This window comes from Kitasatospora griseola, from assembly GCF_014648555.1.
GTDB lineage: Bacteria > Actinomycetota > Actinomycetes > Streptomycetales > Streptomycetaceae > Kitasatospora > Kitasatospora griseola.
This window is the reverse complement of sequence record NZ_BMRI01000002.1, coordinates 303,146-318,056: the sequence shown is the minus strand read 5'-3', so window position 1 is coordinate 318,056 and position 14,911 is coordinate 303,146. Positions and strand designations below refer to the sequence as shown.

The window sequence follows — 14,911 nt, the reverse complement described above, 5'->3', positions numbered from 1 at the left end:
ACCCGGACGCCGCCCCCCCCGAGTCCACCAGTGCCGCGGCGCCGTCCCCGTGCGCCGCGGCCCAGCTCTCCCTGCCCACCCTCAGGAGCTCGACATGCCCGAGAACGCCGGACCCCTGGTCCTCGTGCAGTTCTACCTCGACTGCCTCTCCCACGCCTCCTACCTGGTCGGCGACCGCACCACCGGCCGGGCCGTCGTGGTCGACCCCCAGCGCGACGTCAACGACTACCTCGAAACCGCCGAGCGCCACGGCCTGACGATCGAGCGGGTCATCGAGACCCACGTCCACGCGGACTTCCTCTCCGGCCACCTGGAGCTGGCCGAGCGCACCGGCGCCCGGATCTCCTACGGCTCCGTCGCCGCGCTCGACTTCGACACCGACCCGCTGGCCGACGGCGAGCGCCTCGACCTCGGCGAGGTCGAGCTGGAGATCCTGCACACGCCGGGCCACACCCCGGAGTCGATCTGCGTGGTGGTGCGCGAGCACGCGGGCGACGCCGTCCCGTACGGCGTGCTCACCGGCGACACGCTGTTCATCGGCGACGTCGGCCGCCCCGACCTGCTCAGCTCGCGCGGCCGCTCGGCCGAGGAGATGGGCCGGCTGCTGTACCGCTCCACCCGCGCGCTGCTCGCCCTCCCCGACGGGACGCGGGTCTACCCGGCGCACGGGGCCGGCTCGGCCTGCGGCAAGAACCTGTCGACCGAGCTGAGCTGCACGATCGGCAACCAGCGCGTCGGCAACTACGCGCTGGCCGACCTCACCGAGGATGAGTTCGTCGCCGTGGTGACGGACGGTCAGCCCGCCGTGCCCGCCTACTTCGCGTTCACCTCGGTGCGCAACCGGCAGGCCCGTCCCGTCCTGGACGAGGACACCCTCGTCCCGTCGCTCACCCCCGAGGCGGTGCTGCAGGCGCGGGCGGGCGGCGCGATCCTGCTGGACACCCGGGACCCGGAGGCGTTCGCCGCCGCGCACCTGCACGGCGCGGTCAACATCCCGCTCGGCGGCCGGTTCGCCGAACTCGCCGGCCAGGTGCTCGACGCGCAGGACGCCATCGTCCTGTGCGGTGACCAGGACACCGCCGTCGAGGCCCGCACCCGCCTGGCCCGGATCGGCTTCGACCGGGTGCTGGGAGCCCTGGCCACCCCGGTGGACGCCGTCGGCGCCGCGCACCTGACCCGCGCGATACGGGTGGAGGTCGACGCCCTCGCCGATCAACTCGCCGGCGGTGCAGCCGAGTTCGAGGTGCTGGACGTGCGCGGTCCGGGCGAGGTGCAGGACAGCGGCACCGTTCCCGGCGCCCGCCTGATCCCGCTGCCCGAACTGCTGGCCCGCCTGGGCGAACTGCCGACCGGTCGGCCGCTGACCGTGATCTGCGCGAGCGGCAACCGCTCCTCGGTGGCCGCGTCCGTGCTGCGCGCCCGCGGCTTCGACACCGTCGACCTGCGCGGCGGCTTCGCCGCCTGGCACGGCGAGGTCGCCCACCCCGCCGGCCGGGCCGCCTCCGCCGCCGGCCGGGACGCGGACGGCGTCACGGCGTGAGCGTGCTGATCACCGCTCTGCTCTGCGGAGCCGTGGTCGGCGTGGCGCTCGGCGCGCTGGGCGGCGGCGGGGGAGTGCTGGCCGTCCCGGCCCTGGTGTACCTGCTGGGCGTCGCGCCCGCCGAGGCCGGGACCACCAGCCTGGTCATCGTCATCGCCACCTCGGTCACCGCGCTCGCCCGCCACAGCGGCGCCGGCGCCGTCGACTGGCGGACCGGCTTCCTGTTCGCCGCGGCCGGGGTGCTCCCCGCCGTCGGGGCGTCCGCGCTCGCCCACCGCATCCCGCAGCCGGCGCTGACCGCCGCGTTCGCCGTCCTGGCCGCGCTGGCCGCCGCGGCGATGCTGCGCGGCGCCCGCACCGCGCGGTGCGCGCCGACCGCGGAGCCCGCCGGCCGGGGCGGGCGCGCGGGGACGTTCGCGGCCGGGGCCGGACTCGGGGCGGTGACCGGGCTGCTGGGAGTCGGCGGCGGCTTCCTCGCGGTGCCCGCCCTGGTGTCCGTCCTCCGCCTGCCGATGCGCAAGGCGGTGGGCACCAGCCTGGTGGTCATCCTGGTCAACTCGGCCGTCTCCCTCGCCACCCGTCTGACGGTCTCCGGCCCGAACCTCGACCCGGCGGTCTTCGGACCGTTCGTCGGAGCCGCCGTCCTCGGCGCCTGGGACGGCAAGCGACTGGCGGCCAAGCTGTCCGGCACCGCCCTGCAGCGGACCTTCGCGGTCGTGCTGCTCGCGGTGGCCGCCGCCATGCTGATCGGCGTCCTCGTCTGACCGCCCCCGCCCGACCGCTGCCCGGACGGCCCGCCCGGACAGCGGCCGCCGCGCCGCCCGATCGACGCCCGCCGACCCGGCGGGCGTCGATTTGGCGCTGCCACGGTAAAGGTACGAACATTTACTCCGTGCCCCGTACCACCCACCCCACCCTCGACCCCAGGACGGCGCCGTGACCACCGCCCCCGGCCCCCGGCCCCTCGTCCGCACCCCGGGGAACCCGCTCTGGGCGCAACTGCGCGCCGACCTGCTGCGCCGACTCGACGAGGGCGAGTTCCGCGACGTCTTCCCCGGCGAACACGACCTGGTCGCCGAGTACCAGGTCAGCCGGCACACCGTCCGCGAGGCCCTGCGGCAGCTCCGCGAGGAGGGCCTCGTCAGCGCGCAGCGCGGCAAGGCCTCCCGGTTCACCGCCAACCGCCCGCTGGAGCAGGACGTCGGCGAGGCGTACAGCCTGTTCCGCTCCGTCGAGGAGGTCGGCGCCGTGCAGCGCAGCGTGGTGCGCGCACTCGACCGGCGCGCCGACGGCGTGGTCGCCGCCCGCCTGGGGCTGGAGGAGTCCACGCCGCTGATCTACCTGGAGCGCATCCGCCTGGCCGACGAGGAACCCCTCGCCGTCGACCGGACCTGGCTCCCCGCGGACGTGGCCCACCCGCTCCTCGCCGTCGACTTCACCCGCACCGCGCTCTACGACGAACTCGAACGCCACTGCGGCAGCCGGATCTGCGGCGGCTGGGAACGCATCCGCGCCGTCGTCCCCGGCCGGGGCGAGCGCATCCTGCTCGACTGCCCCCCGACCACCGCCCTGTTCGCGATCGACCGCCTCGGCCACGACACCGCCGGCCGCATGATCGAGTGGCGCCAGACCCTCGTCCGCGCGGACCGCTTCGCCGTCTCCGCCGCGTTCTCCCGCACCGACTACCGCCTGGGCGCGCCGATCCACGCCCTCTGAACCGGGGGTCCGACCTCCCGGGGCGACCCGCCAGTTGGACGCGTTCCGGCGCGCGCCGCCTCGCCGGTGCTGCCTACCGTGCGAGGGGAAAAGGGCGGCGAGGTCCGGCAGTCGCGTCGGCGGGCCGGGCCCGAAGGCTCGTTGGAGGAGTGATGGCAGCCACCGGTCCAGGCCGTTCGGTCGTCTTCGGCGTCGACGCGCTCGGGGAGAACGACGAGGCGCTGAAGTGGGCGGCGGACGAGGCGCACCGCCGCGGCCTCCCGCTGCGCATGATCCATGTCGTCCAGCCGTCCCCCCGGAGCATGCGCACCCTCGGAGTGGCGTTCCAGCAGGACCAGGTGCGGGTCGGCCGGCGCCAGCTCCACCTCGCCGGCCGGTTCGCCCGCAGCCGGCATCCGAAGCTGGAGGTGTCCGCCGAGATCCAGGAGGGGATGCCGGGCCCGCTGCTGGTGCGGGCCTCCCGGGAGGCCGCGTTCGTGGTGCTCGGCTCGCGGTCGCTCAGCCGGATCGAGGAACTGCTCAGCGGCTACTCGGTCACCGTGCCGGTGAGCGCGCAGGCCGCCTGCCCGGTGGTCGTGGTCCCCCGCAAGGACGGCGAGCTCGACGACCCGCCCCACCTCGTGGTGGGAGTGGACGGCAGCCCCTGCTCCGCCGTCGCCTTCGCGGCCGCCCTGGAGCTGGCGCAGGACCACGGCGCGACGGTGCGGGCCCTGTGGGTGTGGCAGCGGCCGCGGCTGGCGCGCATCGACGAGGAAGCCACCCTCGACGAGCTGCGCCGGACACTGGCCGAGACGACGGCCGGACCGCGGGCCGACCACCCGGACGTGGCCGTCACCTGCGAGGTCGTCAGCGGCCACCCCGTCCGGGAACTCGCCGACGCGTCCCGGCGCGCCCTGGCCGTCGTCATCGGCAGGCGCGGCAGCGGCGGGTTCACCGGCATGCGGCTCGGCTCCGTCCCCCGCGGGCTGCTGCACGACGCGAGCTGCCCGGTCGTCACGGTGCCCGACCCGGGCGACCGGATCTGACGGCGGGTGCGGCAGTGGCTCCTCGCGGGTCCGACGTCCGACCTGCCCGGTGGAACGTCGGCCGAGGTGGCTAGGGTCGGAGCATGAGCGCTCGCTACCTTCTTCCGTACGCCCCCGACGTGATCGGCGGCCTGCCCGCCGGCCTCGACGCCCTCGTGTGGGACGGGGACGGGCCGGCGCCGTCGGACGACGCGCTCCGCGAGGTGGAGTTCTTCTGCCTGCCGTACCTTCGGCATGCCGTCGCGCTGCCGGTGATCCCGCACCTGCCGTCGCTGAAGGTGGTTCAGACGCTCACGGCCGGGATGGACGACGTCCTGCCGCACGTGCCGGACGGCGTCCTCGCGTGCAGCGCGCGCGGACTGCACGACGCCAGCACCGCCGAACTGGCGGTGACGCTGATCCTCGCCTCGCTGCGGGGCGTTCCGCACTTCACCCGCCTTCAGGACCAGGGGCGTTGGAGCCAGGAGTTCCACCAGTCGCTCGCCGACCGGACCGTGCTGATCCTCGGCTACGGCTCGATCGGCCGGGCGCTCGCCGTGCGGCTGGAGCCCTTCGAATGCGAGATCGTCCGGGTCGCCCGCAGTGCCCGCCCCGAGGAACGGGTGCACGGTGTGGCGGAGTTGCCGGACCTGCTGCCGTCCGCGGACGTCGTCGTGCTGCTGACGCCGCTGACCCCCGAGAGCCGTCACCTGGTGGACGCCGGGTTCCTGTCCCGGATGAAGGACGGCGCGCTGCTCGTCAACGTCGCCCGCGGGCCCGTCGTCGACACCGCGGCGCTCCTCGCCGAGCTCACCGCGCAGCGGCTGCGGGCCGCGCTCGACGTCACGGACCCGGAGCCGCTGCCCGCCGACCACCCGCTCTGGCACGCTCCCGGCGTGCTGATCACCCCGCACGTCGGCGGCCCCAGCAGCGCGTTCCTGCCGCGGGCCAGGCGCACCCTGCGCGAGCAGATCCTGCGGTACGAGAACGGCGAGCCGCTCGCCGCCGGGCGCTGACCGGTACGGCCCGCGCGCCGGGTCGATCAACGGGCCGCCGGGCCCCGGAACCTGATCGACCGTCGATTCGTCCGACTTGCTGACCGCGAGATCGTCGAAAGGTACCCGGATGGGACGCCGAATGCGTAAGCGCGCGCTGCTGCGCGGGCTGGGGGTGCTGGCTGCCCTGGCGGCGGTGACGGCTCCCACCGCACCCACGGCGCCGGCGAAGCCCTCGGCGGCGCAGGCGCCGACCGTCGGCTCGCTCGACGCCTTCACCGGCGACGGCCCGGTGGTGGCCGAGCTGCCGGCCGGTCAGCTGCCGCTGGACGGCGGCGGCGCCCGGACGCTCCCGCAGCCGCCGCTGCCGGTGGTCGGGCTGCCGGGCTCCGGCGCGGGGACCCTCGCGCTCCAGGGACTCGGCAACGCGAGGCTGCCGTCCACCGTCTTCGACGCCTACCGCAAGGCGGAGGCGTCCCTGGCCGCCTCGTCCCCGGGCTGCCACCTGCCGTGGCAGCTGCTCGCCGCGATCGGCGAGGTGGAGTCCGGGCAGGCCGACGGCGGCCGGGTGGACGCCACCGGGACGACCTACCGCCCGATCCTCGGCCCGGTCCTCGACGGGAACGGCTTCGCGGCGATCGCCGACACCGACGGCGGCCGGTACGACGGAAGTGCCGTCTGGGACCGGGCGGTCGGCCCGATGCAGTTCATCCCGTCCACCTGGGCGACCTGGGGCGCGGACGGCAACGGCGACGGCAAGGCGGACCCGAACAACATCTGGGACGCGGCCCTCGCCGCCGGCCGGTACCTCTGCGCGGGCGGCCGGGACCTGGCCGTGCCGGCGCAGCTCGACCGGGCGGTCCTCGGGTACAACAACTCCGCCGAGTACCTGCGGACGGTCCGGGCGTGGATGGTGCACTTCCAGACCGGCACCACGACGACGGCCGACCGCCCCGACCGGGTCACGCCGCCGCCGACCGTCGCTCCGCCGCCGTCCGCACCGGCTTCGACCGCTGCGCCGACGCCGAGCCCGACGCCGACGCCGAGCCCGAGTCCCGATCGGACGCCGACGGCCGCGCCCTCGCCGTCGCCCACGGCAAGCGCGTCGCCGTCCCCGTCCCACTCGCCGTCCCCGTCGCCGAGCGGGACGCCCTCCGGATGCCCGTCCCCGTCCCCGTCCCCGTCCCCGTCCTCGTCGGCGAGTCCGAGTGCGCGTCCGAGTGCGTCGGCGTCCGGATCGGCGAGCGCGTCTCCGTCCGCGCCGCGGCCCTCCGGGAGCCCTTCGGCCTCGGCCTCGCCGGGCTGCGACGCTCCCGCGCCGACGGTGTCCGCGGTGCCGTCGCCGTCGTCGTCGATGCGGGCGGCGACCGGCGGCGTCCCGTCGTCCTCGCCCGCACCCGCCACGGCCGGGCGTTAGCGGCCCGGCCACCGGGACCGGCGTACCGGCGCCGGTCCTGCTCGATCAGGAACGCACCGGCGGTCGGGTCGTTCAGGTCGAAGCGCCCGCCTGCCCGGCCGTGCTGTGCGCCAACGGTAGCCGTCCTCACACCGGGCAGGTCCCGAGGACCGGTCGCGTCCGCCGCCCGGTCCTCGTCGAGCGGCTCGTCCTCGCGACAAGTCCCAAGGGGCGGGCGCGAGTTGCTTCTCCGGACCGGCAGCCGTCGGAGGCCGTTCTGCCCTACGCTGGCGCACGGGAAGTCGTTCGGGGGAGGGGAATTCGGTGGACGAGCTCGAACAGCTGGCCCAGGCGGCCGCGCCGGTGGTCACCAGGGTCATGGTCACCGAGGGGTGGGCGCTGGCCCGGAGCGGGCTGATCGCGCTGTGGCGGCGCTTCCACCCCGGTCAGGGCGAGTCGATCGGCGAGGAACTCGACGACTCCCGCGACGAGTTGACGGCCGCCCGGGAAGCCGGCGACGAGAGCGCCGTCGCGGGCCTGCAGAACGAGTGGGAGCGCCGACTGGCCCGCCTCCTCCGACGGGACGTGAACGCCGCACCGGAACTGCGACAGCTGGTGGACGAGCTCCGCGCAGCCCTCCCCGCCGACGACGCGCCCACTCCGGGCGTCACGCTGAACGCCAGGGCCTCGGGCCACGCCAAGATCTACCAGGCCGGCCGCGACATGACCATCACCGACCGATGACCGACCGATGACCGGCCGCGACGATCCGGTCGCCGGGACCGGGATCGACGCGAACGCCGGCGGGACCCGAATCCGCTCCAACCGCCCATCACAGGCGGCCCGTCGACACCGAGCCGATCGAGCGGGGAACCCGCCTGCGCGTGAAGACGCCGAAGGGCCGCCTCGCCTCCAGCACCGTCGGCAGGCTCGCCAACGACGCATACACCGGCCCGGCGGCCACGGGTAGCCCCGAGCAGGGTTCTCCGTGGCCGCCGCGGCGAGGTGTCAGTGGGCGGTGGCGCAGTCCGGGTGGCCCCAGCCGGAGCCGACCTTGGTGATGGTGGCGCCCTTGGGGTAGGTGGTGCCGCACGGGCAGGTCCCGGGGAAGCGGGCGGCGAGGGTGCGGCCGGTGGACTTGGTGGCGGTCTTGGCGGCGGTGGGGCGTCGGCGGGGCTTGGCCGCGGTGGCGGTGCTGGTCTGCGGGTCGGGTTCGGGCAGGTCGGAGGCGGTGCCGGAGGCGCCCTGCTGGGTGCGGGCGGCGTCGCTGGCGGCCTTGTCGGCGACGGCGTTCAGCGGGTCGCCGTCGACCTGGTGGGCGGCGACGTAGACGAAGGTGACGTCGCGGCCGGTCAGCAGCGCGTCGATGCGCTGGATCAGCTCCTGGTTGGCGACGGGCTTGCCCGCGGCGGTCTTCCAGCCGTTGCGCTTCCACCCGGCCAGCCACTTGGTGACGGCGTCGCGGGTGTAGGTGCTGTCCAGCCGCACCTCCAGCGGCACGGCGGGGTCGACGGAGGCCAGCAGCTGCTGAAGGGCCGTCAGCTCGCCCACGTTGTTGGTGCTGTGCCCGAGCGCCCCGGACTCCCAGCGTTGCGGCACGGCAGCGCTGTCGGCGACCACGTACGCCCAGCCCGCCGGCCCGGGGTTGCCCTTGGCTGCTCCGTCACATGCGGCAATCACTCGTTCGACCATGTGTCGATCATGCCAGCCGGCGCGCCGTCGCCCGGTCGCGCGTCCGCGGCGGACGGTCCGGGCCGTCCGGGCCGTCCGGGTGTCCTTCGGACGTGCCTGCCCCCGGTTCGGGTCGGCGGTGGTCGACCGTGGGGCCGAGCGGTGGAGGCGTGGGACGGAGCGTCGTCGTCACGGACGCCGATCACGGGATTGGCGAGGAGGCGGCCCTGCGGCTGGCCGGTGCGGGGTTCGAGGTGGTGGCGACCAGCCGTACGGGGGCGGGGGCCGAGCGGCTGCGGGCGCGGGCGCGGGACGGTGGGGTGCGGCTCCGGGCGGTGGAGCTCGACGTGACCGAACCGGGGGCGTGCGAGGAGCTGCTGGGGGACGTCCGGCGGTGGACCGGCGGGGAGCCCTGGGCGGTGGTGAACCAGGTCGCGGTCGCGGCGGCGCGCGCCGTGGGGGACACCGGCGAGGAGCAGGCGCGCCGGCTGATGGAGGCCAACGTGTTCGCCCAGGCGCGGATCGCCCGCCTGGTGCTGCCGGGCATGCGCCGGGCCGGCGGCGGACGGATCGTCACGATCTCCTCGGCCTCGGCGCGGGCGGTTCTGCCGCTGCTCGGCTGGTACAGCGCCAGCCGGGCGGCGTCCGCCGCCCTGCACCACGCGCTGCGGGTGGAGGCGGCGCCGTTCGGAGTGCGGGTCGTCCTGGTCGAGCACGGCTTCCACACCACCGGGCTCGTCGACCAGGCCGTCCGGCCGCCGACCACCGCCGCCGAGGCCCTGGCCCGGGCGCACGAGGAGCCGGGCACCTCAAACCGTGCGGCGGCGAAGCGCCGTGCCGCCGAAGTCGCCGTGGAACAGCGGCCGGCGGCCCGGCAGCGGGCGAGGACGCGGCACCGGGGCCGGTGGAGCCGCTGTCGGGTCAGGCCGTGGTCAGGTCCGCCGGGGTCATGCCGAGGAGTTCGGCCAGGCGGTGGATCGTCGCCGGGGACTCGCGGTGCAGGGCGGCGATGTCCAGGCCCTCGTCGCCGAGGATCATCAGCAGGGCCCGGTCGCCGATCGCCAGCACCACGGTGTAACCGCCGTTGCACCGGGTGACGACGTCGCGCAGGCCGCCCAGGCCGACCTCGTTGGCCGTGCGTTGGCCGAGGCCGAGCATCGCGGCGGAGAGCGCGGCGGCGGACTCGGCGTGGACGGTGGCGGTGTCGGCGGCCACCAGGAGGCCGTCGGCGGTCGCGACGACGCTCTCGGCGATGCCCATGACCCGTTCCCGGAGGGACTTCAGCTCGGCTTCGAGCGCGGTCGGCGTGGTCTGGCTGCTCATCGTGCGTTCTTCTCGCTCTTCTCGTGTGCTGCGGTCGGCTCGGCGGGCGCGGACAGCGCGCCCTGTGCGGGTGTCCCGGTGCGGGCGGCCGCCGCGCCGAGGGGCTGTTCGCCCCGGATCCGGCGGGGCAGGGGCCCGTCGCTGATCGGCGGCGGCCCGCTGGGAGGGGTGCGCGGGGCGACGCTCGGTACGCCGGGAGCGGCGGTCGCGGGCTCCCGGTGGAGCAGGTGTCCGGCGTCCATCCGGACGAGGTCGAGCATCACCGCGAACACCCCGCGCCCGAGGGCGAAGGCGAGGTCGCGGGCGGTGCGCCGGCCGGTGGCGGCGACGAGGATGTCCCGGTGGCGCGCCGACGTGCGGGCCACGGCCGTCCCGGCCTGCGCCGACGGGCGGATCCGGACGGCGGCCAGTTCGCGCGGCGGGCTCCCGAGGCGGGTCAGCAGCGACACCCGGCGGGCGGTCTCCTCGGACAGCCGCCCGGGCTCGACGCCGGGGCGCAGCGCGATCCTGGCGGGCAGGTCCGCCTCGGCGGCCTGCCAACTGCCGGGCCGGCCCAGCGCCAGCGCGAACGCGCCGTCGAAGACGGCGGCCGCGCAGACGGTTTCGAGCTCGGCCGCGCCGATCGCTCCCTGGGCCACCAGCACCGCGCCGAGGTCGGCCGGCCGGCCGCCCGGCGAGGCCGAGCCCGCGGCGGCCTCGGCGGCGGCCCACTGGGCCTCGCCGATCCGGCCGGACTTGAGCAGCAGGGTCTCGACGGCGGGCGCCCCCGGGGTCTCGACCGCCGTGACCAGCCCCTGTTCCAGCCGGATCGTGCCGCCGGGCGTGCCGGAGACCAGCACCGAACCGGTGAAGCGGGCCTGGCGCAGCGTCAGCAGCAGGTCCGGCACGCTGTGCGCGGCGGGCGGAGCGGACGGGGTGTCGAGGCCTGGCTCGCCCGTCATGCCAGCAGTTCCCTTGCCTGATCGGCGGTCTGACGGACGGCCAGCGCCAGGTTGGTCCGCGTCCGGTCCAGGACGGTGGCCAGCAGCAGCGGGTCGCCCTGCCGGGCGATCAGCTGAACGACCTGATGGTGGCGGCTGGTGCTGACCACCAGGCTCTCCACCTCGCCCTCCGCCCCCGCCGCGCGCAGCCCGTCGTCGACCAGGCCCACCAGTTCGGCGAGTTCGGCCGCGGTGCCGAGCAGTCGGTGCTCGCCGACGGAGGCGTGGCCGAGGCCCGACACGGCGTCGGCGACGACGGCGCCGATCACTCCGGGGGAGTCGAGTACGGCGGAGAGCGACCTTTCGAGCGCGCGCACCAATACCCCCTCGTTCCCCAACTCCTGTGCAGCGTACTTTATTCGCCAATTCCGTGCGGTGACCAGAGCGGGTTCCTGTTGCTACTTTGTCCCCCTGCATCCGGGAGTCCTGCCCGGAAGCCACGCAAAGAACGGACAGTTCATGAACATTGACAGCGCGCTCGCGGATGCGATGGGCATCGAGGGCGCCCTCGGGGCGGCCCTGGTCGACTACGAGAGCGGAATGTCGCTCGGGTTTCTCGGCGGGAGCCAGCAGCTCGACCTGGAGGTCGCGGCCGCCGCCAACACCGAGGTCGTCCGGGCGAAGATGCGGGCCCTGGCCGTGCTGTCGATCGACGATGCCATCGAGGACGTGCTGATCACCCTCAGCACCCAGTACCACCTGATCCGCCCGCTGGCGGACAGTCAGGGCTCGCTCTTCCTCTACGTCGCGCTCGACCGGTCGCGTGCCAACCTGGCCCTGGCCCGGCACAGCCTCAAGCGGATCGAGTCCGCCCTGGCCATTCGGTAGCCCGAACAATGGGGGCCGGGCACGACGATTCGACGACCGAAAGGTCGTGCTACGGAATTCCGGTGGCGAACACCTCGGCCGCACGGTGAACAACCGGGCCGCGTGACGTTTCGATGACTGTACGTCATATTCGCCTCCGGGCCTTTCGGTCGAATGGGCCGGGGCGCGGACCATCCGTCCGAGTGGTTCGGCGCCGGGATCCCCGCCGTCCGCGCGGGCCCTCCGGCCGGGATGTCAGAGGGTCGCGGCGTCGACGACGAAGCGGTAGCGGACGTCGCCCGCGAGCACCCGGGCGTACGCCTCGTTGAGCTGGTCGGCGCGGATCGTCTCGATCTCGGCGGCCACGTCGTGCTCGGCGCAGAAGTCCAGCATCTCCTGGGTCTCGGCGATGCCGCCGATGCCGGAGCTGCTCATGCTGCGCCGGTTGCCGCTCAGCGCGCGGAGGTCGACGGGCAGCGGCTCCTCGGGGAGGCCGAGGTTGACCATCGTGCCGTCGGTGCGCAGCAGGGAGAAGAAGGCGGGGTAGTCGAGCGGCGCGGAGACGGTGTTGAGGATCAGGTCGAAGCTGCCCCGGAGCTCCTCGAAGGTGGCCGGGTCGGCGGTGGCCAGGTAGTGGTCGGCGCCGAGCCGCAGGCCGTCGTCCTTCTTGCGCAGGGACTGCGACAGCACGGTGACCTCGGCGCCGAGCGCGTGCGCGAGCTTCACGGCCAGGTGGCCGAGGCCGCCGAGGCCGACGACGGCGACCTTCCGGCCCGGGCCGGCGTTCCAGTGGCGCAGCGGCGAGTAGGTGGTGATGCCGGCGCAGAGCAGCGGGGCGGCGGTGTCGAGCGCGAGGGCGTCGGGGAGGCGGACGACGTAGTTCTCGTCGACGACGATCGTCTGCGCGTAGCCGCCGTAGGTGAGCCCGCCGTCCTTGCCGACGGCGTTGTACGTCCACACCGGGCCGTCGGCGCAGTACTGCTCCAGTCCGGCCCGGCAGTTCTCGCACACCCGGCAGGAGTCGACCATGCAGCCGACGCCGACCCGGTTGCCGACCTCGAAGGTGCTCACCCCGGGGCCGACTTCGGCGACGATCCCGGTGATCTCGTGTCCGGGGACCATGGGGAAGGAGGCGGCGCCCCAGCCCTCGCGGACCTGGTGGATGTCGGTGTGGCAGATGCCGACGAAGGCGATGTCGATCAGCACGTCGTGCTCGCCGACCGGGCGGCGCTCGACGAGCGTGCGTTCCAACGGGGCGTTGGCGGCGGGTGCGGCGTAGGCGGTGACGGTGGCCATGGGGGTTCGTTCCCTTCGTTCCGGACCGGCGGGCCCGCGGTGAGCCGGACGGACCGGGCGGTCGCGGAGAGCAGGGGCGGATCTCGGTACACCTGTACGACACCGCTACCGCGGGCCGTCCGCAACGTGGCGCAGCGTCCCGGGCCCCGGCAGGTTCGTCACCGGTGGTTGACGATGACGGAGACGCCCCAGCCGATCGCGGCGAGCACCACGGCGAAGATCAGCCCGGCCAGGGTGCGGCCGAGCGGTCCGGCGGTGGGGCGGTCGGTGGCCGGCCGGCCGGGGAGGGGCGCCGGGTTGAGCAGGCGCAGGCCGAGGGCGAACAGGGCGGGCAGGCCGGCGCCGGTGAGCAGGCCGACCACGACGATCCGCCAGATCGCGTCCAGGTTGATCCAGGAGTTCACCGGCTGACCTCGTCGGTCCTGGTGGGCTCGGGCGCCACCGTGCCCGTCCACGCGGCGTTGACGTTCTCCGGGGTCACGGCCGGGTAGCGGGACGCGACGAAGAGGGTCACCGACGCCAGGACCAGCGCCACGAAGATCACCACCACGCCGGCCGTCCCGCCGATGCCGTTCGCGACCCAGTAGGCCACCGCGCCGACCAGGGCGGCGGCCGGCAGGGTCAGCAACCAGGCCGCCACCATCCGGCGGGCGAGCTGCCAGCGCACCCGGGCTCCGCTGCGGCCGAGGCCGGAGCCGAGGATCGATCCGGTGGCCACGTGCGTGGTGGAGAGCGAGTAGCCGAAGTCGGTGGAGCTGAGGATCACGGCGGCCGAGGCCGATTCGGCGGCCATCCCCTGCGGGGGTTCGATCTCCACCAGGCCCTTGCCCAGGGCGCGGATCACCCGCCAGCCGCCGATCCAGGTGCCGAGCGCGATCGCCAGCGCGCAGGAGAGGATCACCCAGTCCGGGGCCTTCGACCCGGCGGGCAGGGTGCCGTTCGCGATCAGGGCCAGCGTGATGACGCCCATGGTCTTCTGCGCGTCGTTGGTGCCGTGGGCGAGCGAGACCATCGACGCCGAACCGACCTGCCCGTACCGGAACCCGCGCCCGCGCGGGCCCTCGGGGACGCCGCGGGTGAAGCGGTAGACCAGGACGGTGCCGGCCGCGGCGACCGCGCCGGCGATGAACGGCGACAGCGCCGCGGGCACGATCACCTTGGAGACCAGGCCCTGCCACTTGACGGCCGAGAAGCCGGCCGCCGCCACCGTCGCGCCGATCACCCCGCCGATCAGCGCGTGCGAGGAGCTGGACGGGATGCCGAGGTACCAGGTGGCGAGGTTCCACAGGATGCTGCCGGTCAGGCCGGCGCAGACCACCGTCAGGGTCACCTCCCCGGTGGCGACCAGCCCGTTGGCGATGGTCGCGGCCACCGCGGTCGACAGGAACGCCCCGACCAGGTTCAGCACCGCCGAGACGGCGACCGCGACCCGGGGCGGGAGCGCCCCGGTGACGATCGAGGTCGCCATCGCGTTGCCGGTGTCGTGAAAGCCGTTGGTGAAGTCGAAGCCCAGCGCCGTCGCCACCATCAACGCCAGGACCGCGTCGTTGCCGGTCACGGGACCGAACCTACCTCGCGGGCACGCTCCGGCCCCGGTCCCGGGACGGCCCGGCGCGCCGGTGCGGCCGACCCGCGGACCGGGCCGGCGCGTGCGGCATGTCGGCGGCCCGATCGCGCGCCGGGATCCCAGGATTGACGGGGTGACAGTTCACGACCCCCGGCAGCCGGGCCGGCCGGGTCGGTGGGACGGGGCAACGGGACGAGGTCCAGCATGGCCGTGCAGCGCGTCGGACTGGTGGTCCACCGGGGTCGGGCCGCGGCCCGGGAGGCGGCGGGAGTCGTGCTCGGGTGGTGCGCGGCGCACGGCGTCCCCTGCACCGAGATCGACGTGTGGTCGCGGGACCACCGGCGTCACTCCGGACGCGAGGAGGCCCAGGCCGCCGGCGAGCCGGACCTGGTGGTCACCCTGGGCGGGGACGGGACCTTCCTGCGCGGCGCCCGGATCGCCGTGAAGACCGGCGCCGCCGTGCTCGGCGTCGACCTCGGCCGGGTCGGCTTCCTCACCGAGGTGCCGGCCTGCGACCTCGCCACCGCCCTCGACACCGTCCACGCCGGCCACGCCCCGGTCGAGGAGCGCATGACGCTGACCATGCGGGCCTCCCGGCCGCCCGAGGTGCCCGCCG

At 75.1% G+C, this 14,911-nt stretch carries 16 protein-coding genes and 1 pseudogene; 10 read left to right on the top strand and 7 right to left on the bottom strand.

From position 1 onward, the window contains the following. Positions 1-94 precede the first annotated feature (94 nt). The 7 genes from IEZ12_RS03810 (at position 95) to IEZ12_RS03780 (ending at position 7,395) form a co-directional block, all read left to right on the top strand. The gene (locus tag IEZ12_RS03810; protein WP_229847209.1) at positions 95-1,540 is read left to right on the top strand and encodes an MBL fold metallo-hydrolase; all 1,446 of its coding nucleotides are present in this window, start codon (positions 95-97) and stop codon (positions 1,538-1,540) included. Continuing rightward, positions 1,537-2,304 (top strand): sulfite exporter TauE/SafE family protein, encoded by a 768-nt coding sequence (locus IEZ12_RS03805; RefSeq protein WP_189270803.1) that lies wholly within the window; start codon positions 1,537-1,539, stop codon positions 2,302-2,304. Before IEZ12_RS03810 ends, IEZ12_RS03805 begins: the two co-directional genes overlap by 4 nt. A gap of 172 nt (positions 2,305-2,476) precedes the next feature. Continuing rightward, positions 2,477-3,256: a GntR family transcriptional regulator gene (locus IEZ12_RS03800; RefSeq protein ID WP_229847208.1), complete on the top strand. Its 780-nt coding sequence runs from the start codon at positions 2,477-2,479 to the stop codon at positions 3,254-3,256. Between the two features lie 152 nt (positions 3,257-3,408). Further along, the gene (locus tag IEZ12_RS03795) at positions 3,409-4,281 is read left to right on the top strand and encodes a universal stress protein (protein WP_189270802.1); all 873 of its coding nucleotides are present in this window, start codon (positions 3,409-3,411) and stop codon (positions 4,279-4,281) included. Between the two features lie 83 nt (positions 4,282-4,364). After that, positions 4,365-5,276 (top strand): 2-hydroxyacid dehydrogenase, encoded by a 912-nt coding sequence (locus IEZ12_RS03790; RefSeq protein WP_189270801.1) that lies wholly within the window; start codon positions 4,365-4,367, stop codon positions 5,274-5,276. 121 nt (positions 5,277-5,397) lie between these two features. Continuing rightward, positions 5,398-6,672, top strand: a complete 1,275-nt coding sequence (locus tag IEZ12_RS03785; protein ID WP_229847207.1) for a lytic transglycosylase domain-containing protein — start codon at positions 5,398-5,400, stop codon at positions 6,670-6,672. A gap of 303 nt (positions 6,673-6,975) precedes the next feature. Then, on the top strand, positions 6,976-7,395 hold the full coding sequence (locus tag IEZ12_RS03780; protein ID WP_229847206.1) for a hypothetical protein: 420 nt from the start codon (positions 6,976-6,978) through the stop codon (positions 7,393-7,395). 264 nt (positions 7,396-7,659) lie between these two features. On the opposite strand, the gene IEZ12_RS03775 is transcribed toward IEZ12_RS03780, so the two are convergent. Beyond that, positions 7,660-8,343 (bottom strand): ribonuclease H family protein, encoded by a 684-nt coding sequence (locus IEZ12_RS03775; protein WP_189270799.1) that lies wholly within the window; start codon positions 8,341-8,343, stop codon positions 7,660-7,662. Here IEZ12_RS03775 and IEZ12_RS40485 point away from each other — a divergent pair. Continuing rightward, positions 8,319-9,047, top strand: a pseudogene (locus IEZ12_RS40485) (SDR family NAD(P)-dependent oxidoreductase); the annotation flags it as partial. The gene IEZ12_RS03775 and the pseudogene IEZ12_RS40485 sit on opposite strands and share 25 nt — an antisense overlap. A gap of 196 nt (positions 9,048-9,243) precedes the next feature. Here IEZ12_RS40485 and IEZ12_RS03765 read toward each other — a convergent pair. Genes IEZ12_RS03765 through IEZ12_RS03755 form a run of 3 tightly spaced genes read right to left on the bottom strand, consistent with a single transcriptional unit; the run spans position 9,244 to position 10,942 of the window. Further along, positions 9,244-9,645, bottom strand: a complete 402-nt coding sequence (locus IEZ12_RS03765) for a roadblock/LC7 domain-containing protein (RefSeq protein ID WP_189270798.1) — start codon at positions 9,643-9,645, stop codon at positions 9,244-9,246. Beyond that, positions 9,642-10,586, bottom strand: a complete 945-nt coding sequence (locus IEZ12_RS03760; protein ID WP_229847205.1) for a hypothetical protein — start codon at positions 10,584-10,586, stop codon at positions 9,642-9,644. The genes IEZ12_RS03765 and IEZ12_RS03760 overlap by 4 nt, the downstream gene beginning before the upstream one ends. Then, positions 10,583-10,942 (bottom strand): hypothetical protein, encoded by a 360-nt coding sequence (locus IEZ12_RS03755; protein ID WP_229847204.1) that lies wholly within the window; start codon positions 10,940-10,942, stop codon positions 10,583-10,585. The genes IEZ12_RS03760 and IEZ12_RS03755 overlap by 4 nt, the downstream gene beginning before the upstream one ends. 142 nt (positions 10,943-11,084) lie before the next feature. Here IEZ12_RS03755 and IEZ12_RS03750 point away from each other — a divergent pair, with 142 nt between their 5' ends. Then, entirely contained in the window at positions 11,085-11,453 is a 369-nt protein-coding gene (locus IEZ12_RS03750) for a hypothetical protein (RefSeq protein WP_189270796.1), read from the top strand. Between the two features lie 234 nt (positions 11,454-11,687). Here IEZ12_RS03750 and IEZ12_RS03745 read toward each other — a convergent pair whose 3' ends face one another. The 3 genes from IEZ12_RS03745 to IEZ12_RS03735 all read right to left on the bottom strand — a co-directional run bounded on the left by IEZ12_RS03745 (position 11,688) and on the right by IEZ12_RS03735 (position 14,286). Next, positions 11,688-12,728, bottom strand: coding sequence for an NAD(P)-dependent alcohol dehydrogenase (locus tag IEZ12_RS03745; RefSeq protein WP_189270795.1), 1,041 nt, complete (start codon positions 12,726-12,728; stop codon positions 11,688-11,690). Positions 12,729-12,886: 158 nt separating this feature from the next. After that, positions 12,887-13,132 carry a hypothetical protein gene (locus IEZ12_RS03740; RefSeq protein WP_100586164.1) on the bottom strand — a complete coding sequence of 82 codons (246 nt, stop codon included), beginning with the start codon at positions 13,130-13,132 and terminating at the stop codon, positions 12,887-12,889. Further along, positions 13,129-14,286 (bottom strand): inorganic phosphate transporter, encoded by a 1,158-nt coding sequence (locus tag IEZ12_RS03735; protein WP_229847203.1) that lies wholly within the window; start codon positions 14,284-14,286, stop codon positions 13,129-13,131. The genes IEZ12_RS03740 and IEZ12_RS03735 overlap by 4 nt, the downstream gene beginning before the upstream one ends. A gap of 213 nt (positions 14,287-14,499) precedes the next feature. Here IEZ12_RS03735 and IEZ12_RS37665 point away from each other — a divergent pair. Then, positions 14,500-14,911, top strand: a 412-nt coding sequence (locus tag IEZ12_RS37665; RefSeq protein WP_229847202.1) for an NAD(+)/NADH kinase, incomplete at its 3' end; no start/stop codon positions are given.

Excerpts from the sequence above, each read along its gene's own strand:
- IEZ12_RS03775 (WP_189270799.1), bottom strand. The coding sequence starts at position 8,343 with ATGGTCGAACGAGTGATTGCCGCATGTGACGGAGCAGCCAAGGGCAAC.
- IEZ12_RS03785 (WP_229847207.1), top strand. The coding sequence starts at position 5,398 with ATGCGTAAGCGCGCGCTGCTGCGCGGGCTGGGGGTGCTGGCTGCCCTG.
- IEZ12_RS03795 (WP_189270802.1), top strand. The coding sequence starts at position 3,409 with ATGGCAGCCACCGGTCCAGGCCGTTCGGTCGTCTTCGGCGTCGACGCG.
- IEZ12_RS03750 (WP_189270796.1), top strand. The coding sequence starts at position 11,085 with ATGAACATTGACAGCGCGCTCGCGGATGCGATGGGCATCGAGGGCGCC.
- IEZ12_RS03760 (WP_229847205.1), bottom strand. The coding sequence starts at position 10,586 with ATGACGGGCGAGCCAGGCCTCGACACCCCGTCCGCTCCGCCCGCCGCG.
- IEZ12_RS03810 (WP_229847209.1), top strand. The coding sequence starts at position 95 with ATGCCCGAGAACGCCGGACCCCTGGTCCTCGTGCAGTTCTACCTCGAC.
- IEZ12_RS03745 (WP_189270795.1), bottom strand. The coding sequence starts at position 12,728 with ATGGCCACCGTCACCGCCTACGCCGCACCCGCCGCCAACGCCCCGTTG.
- IEZ12_RS03765 (WP_189270798.1), bottom strand. The coding sequence starts at position 9,645 with ATGAGCAGCCAGACCACGCCGACCGCGCTCGAAGCCGAGCTGAAGTCC.
- IEZ12_RS03790 (WP_189270801.1), top strand. The coding sequence starts at position 4,365 with ATGAGCGCTCGCTACCTTCTTCCGTACGCCCCCGACGTGATCGGCGGC.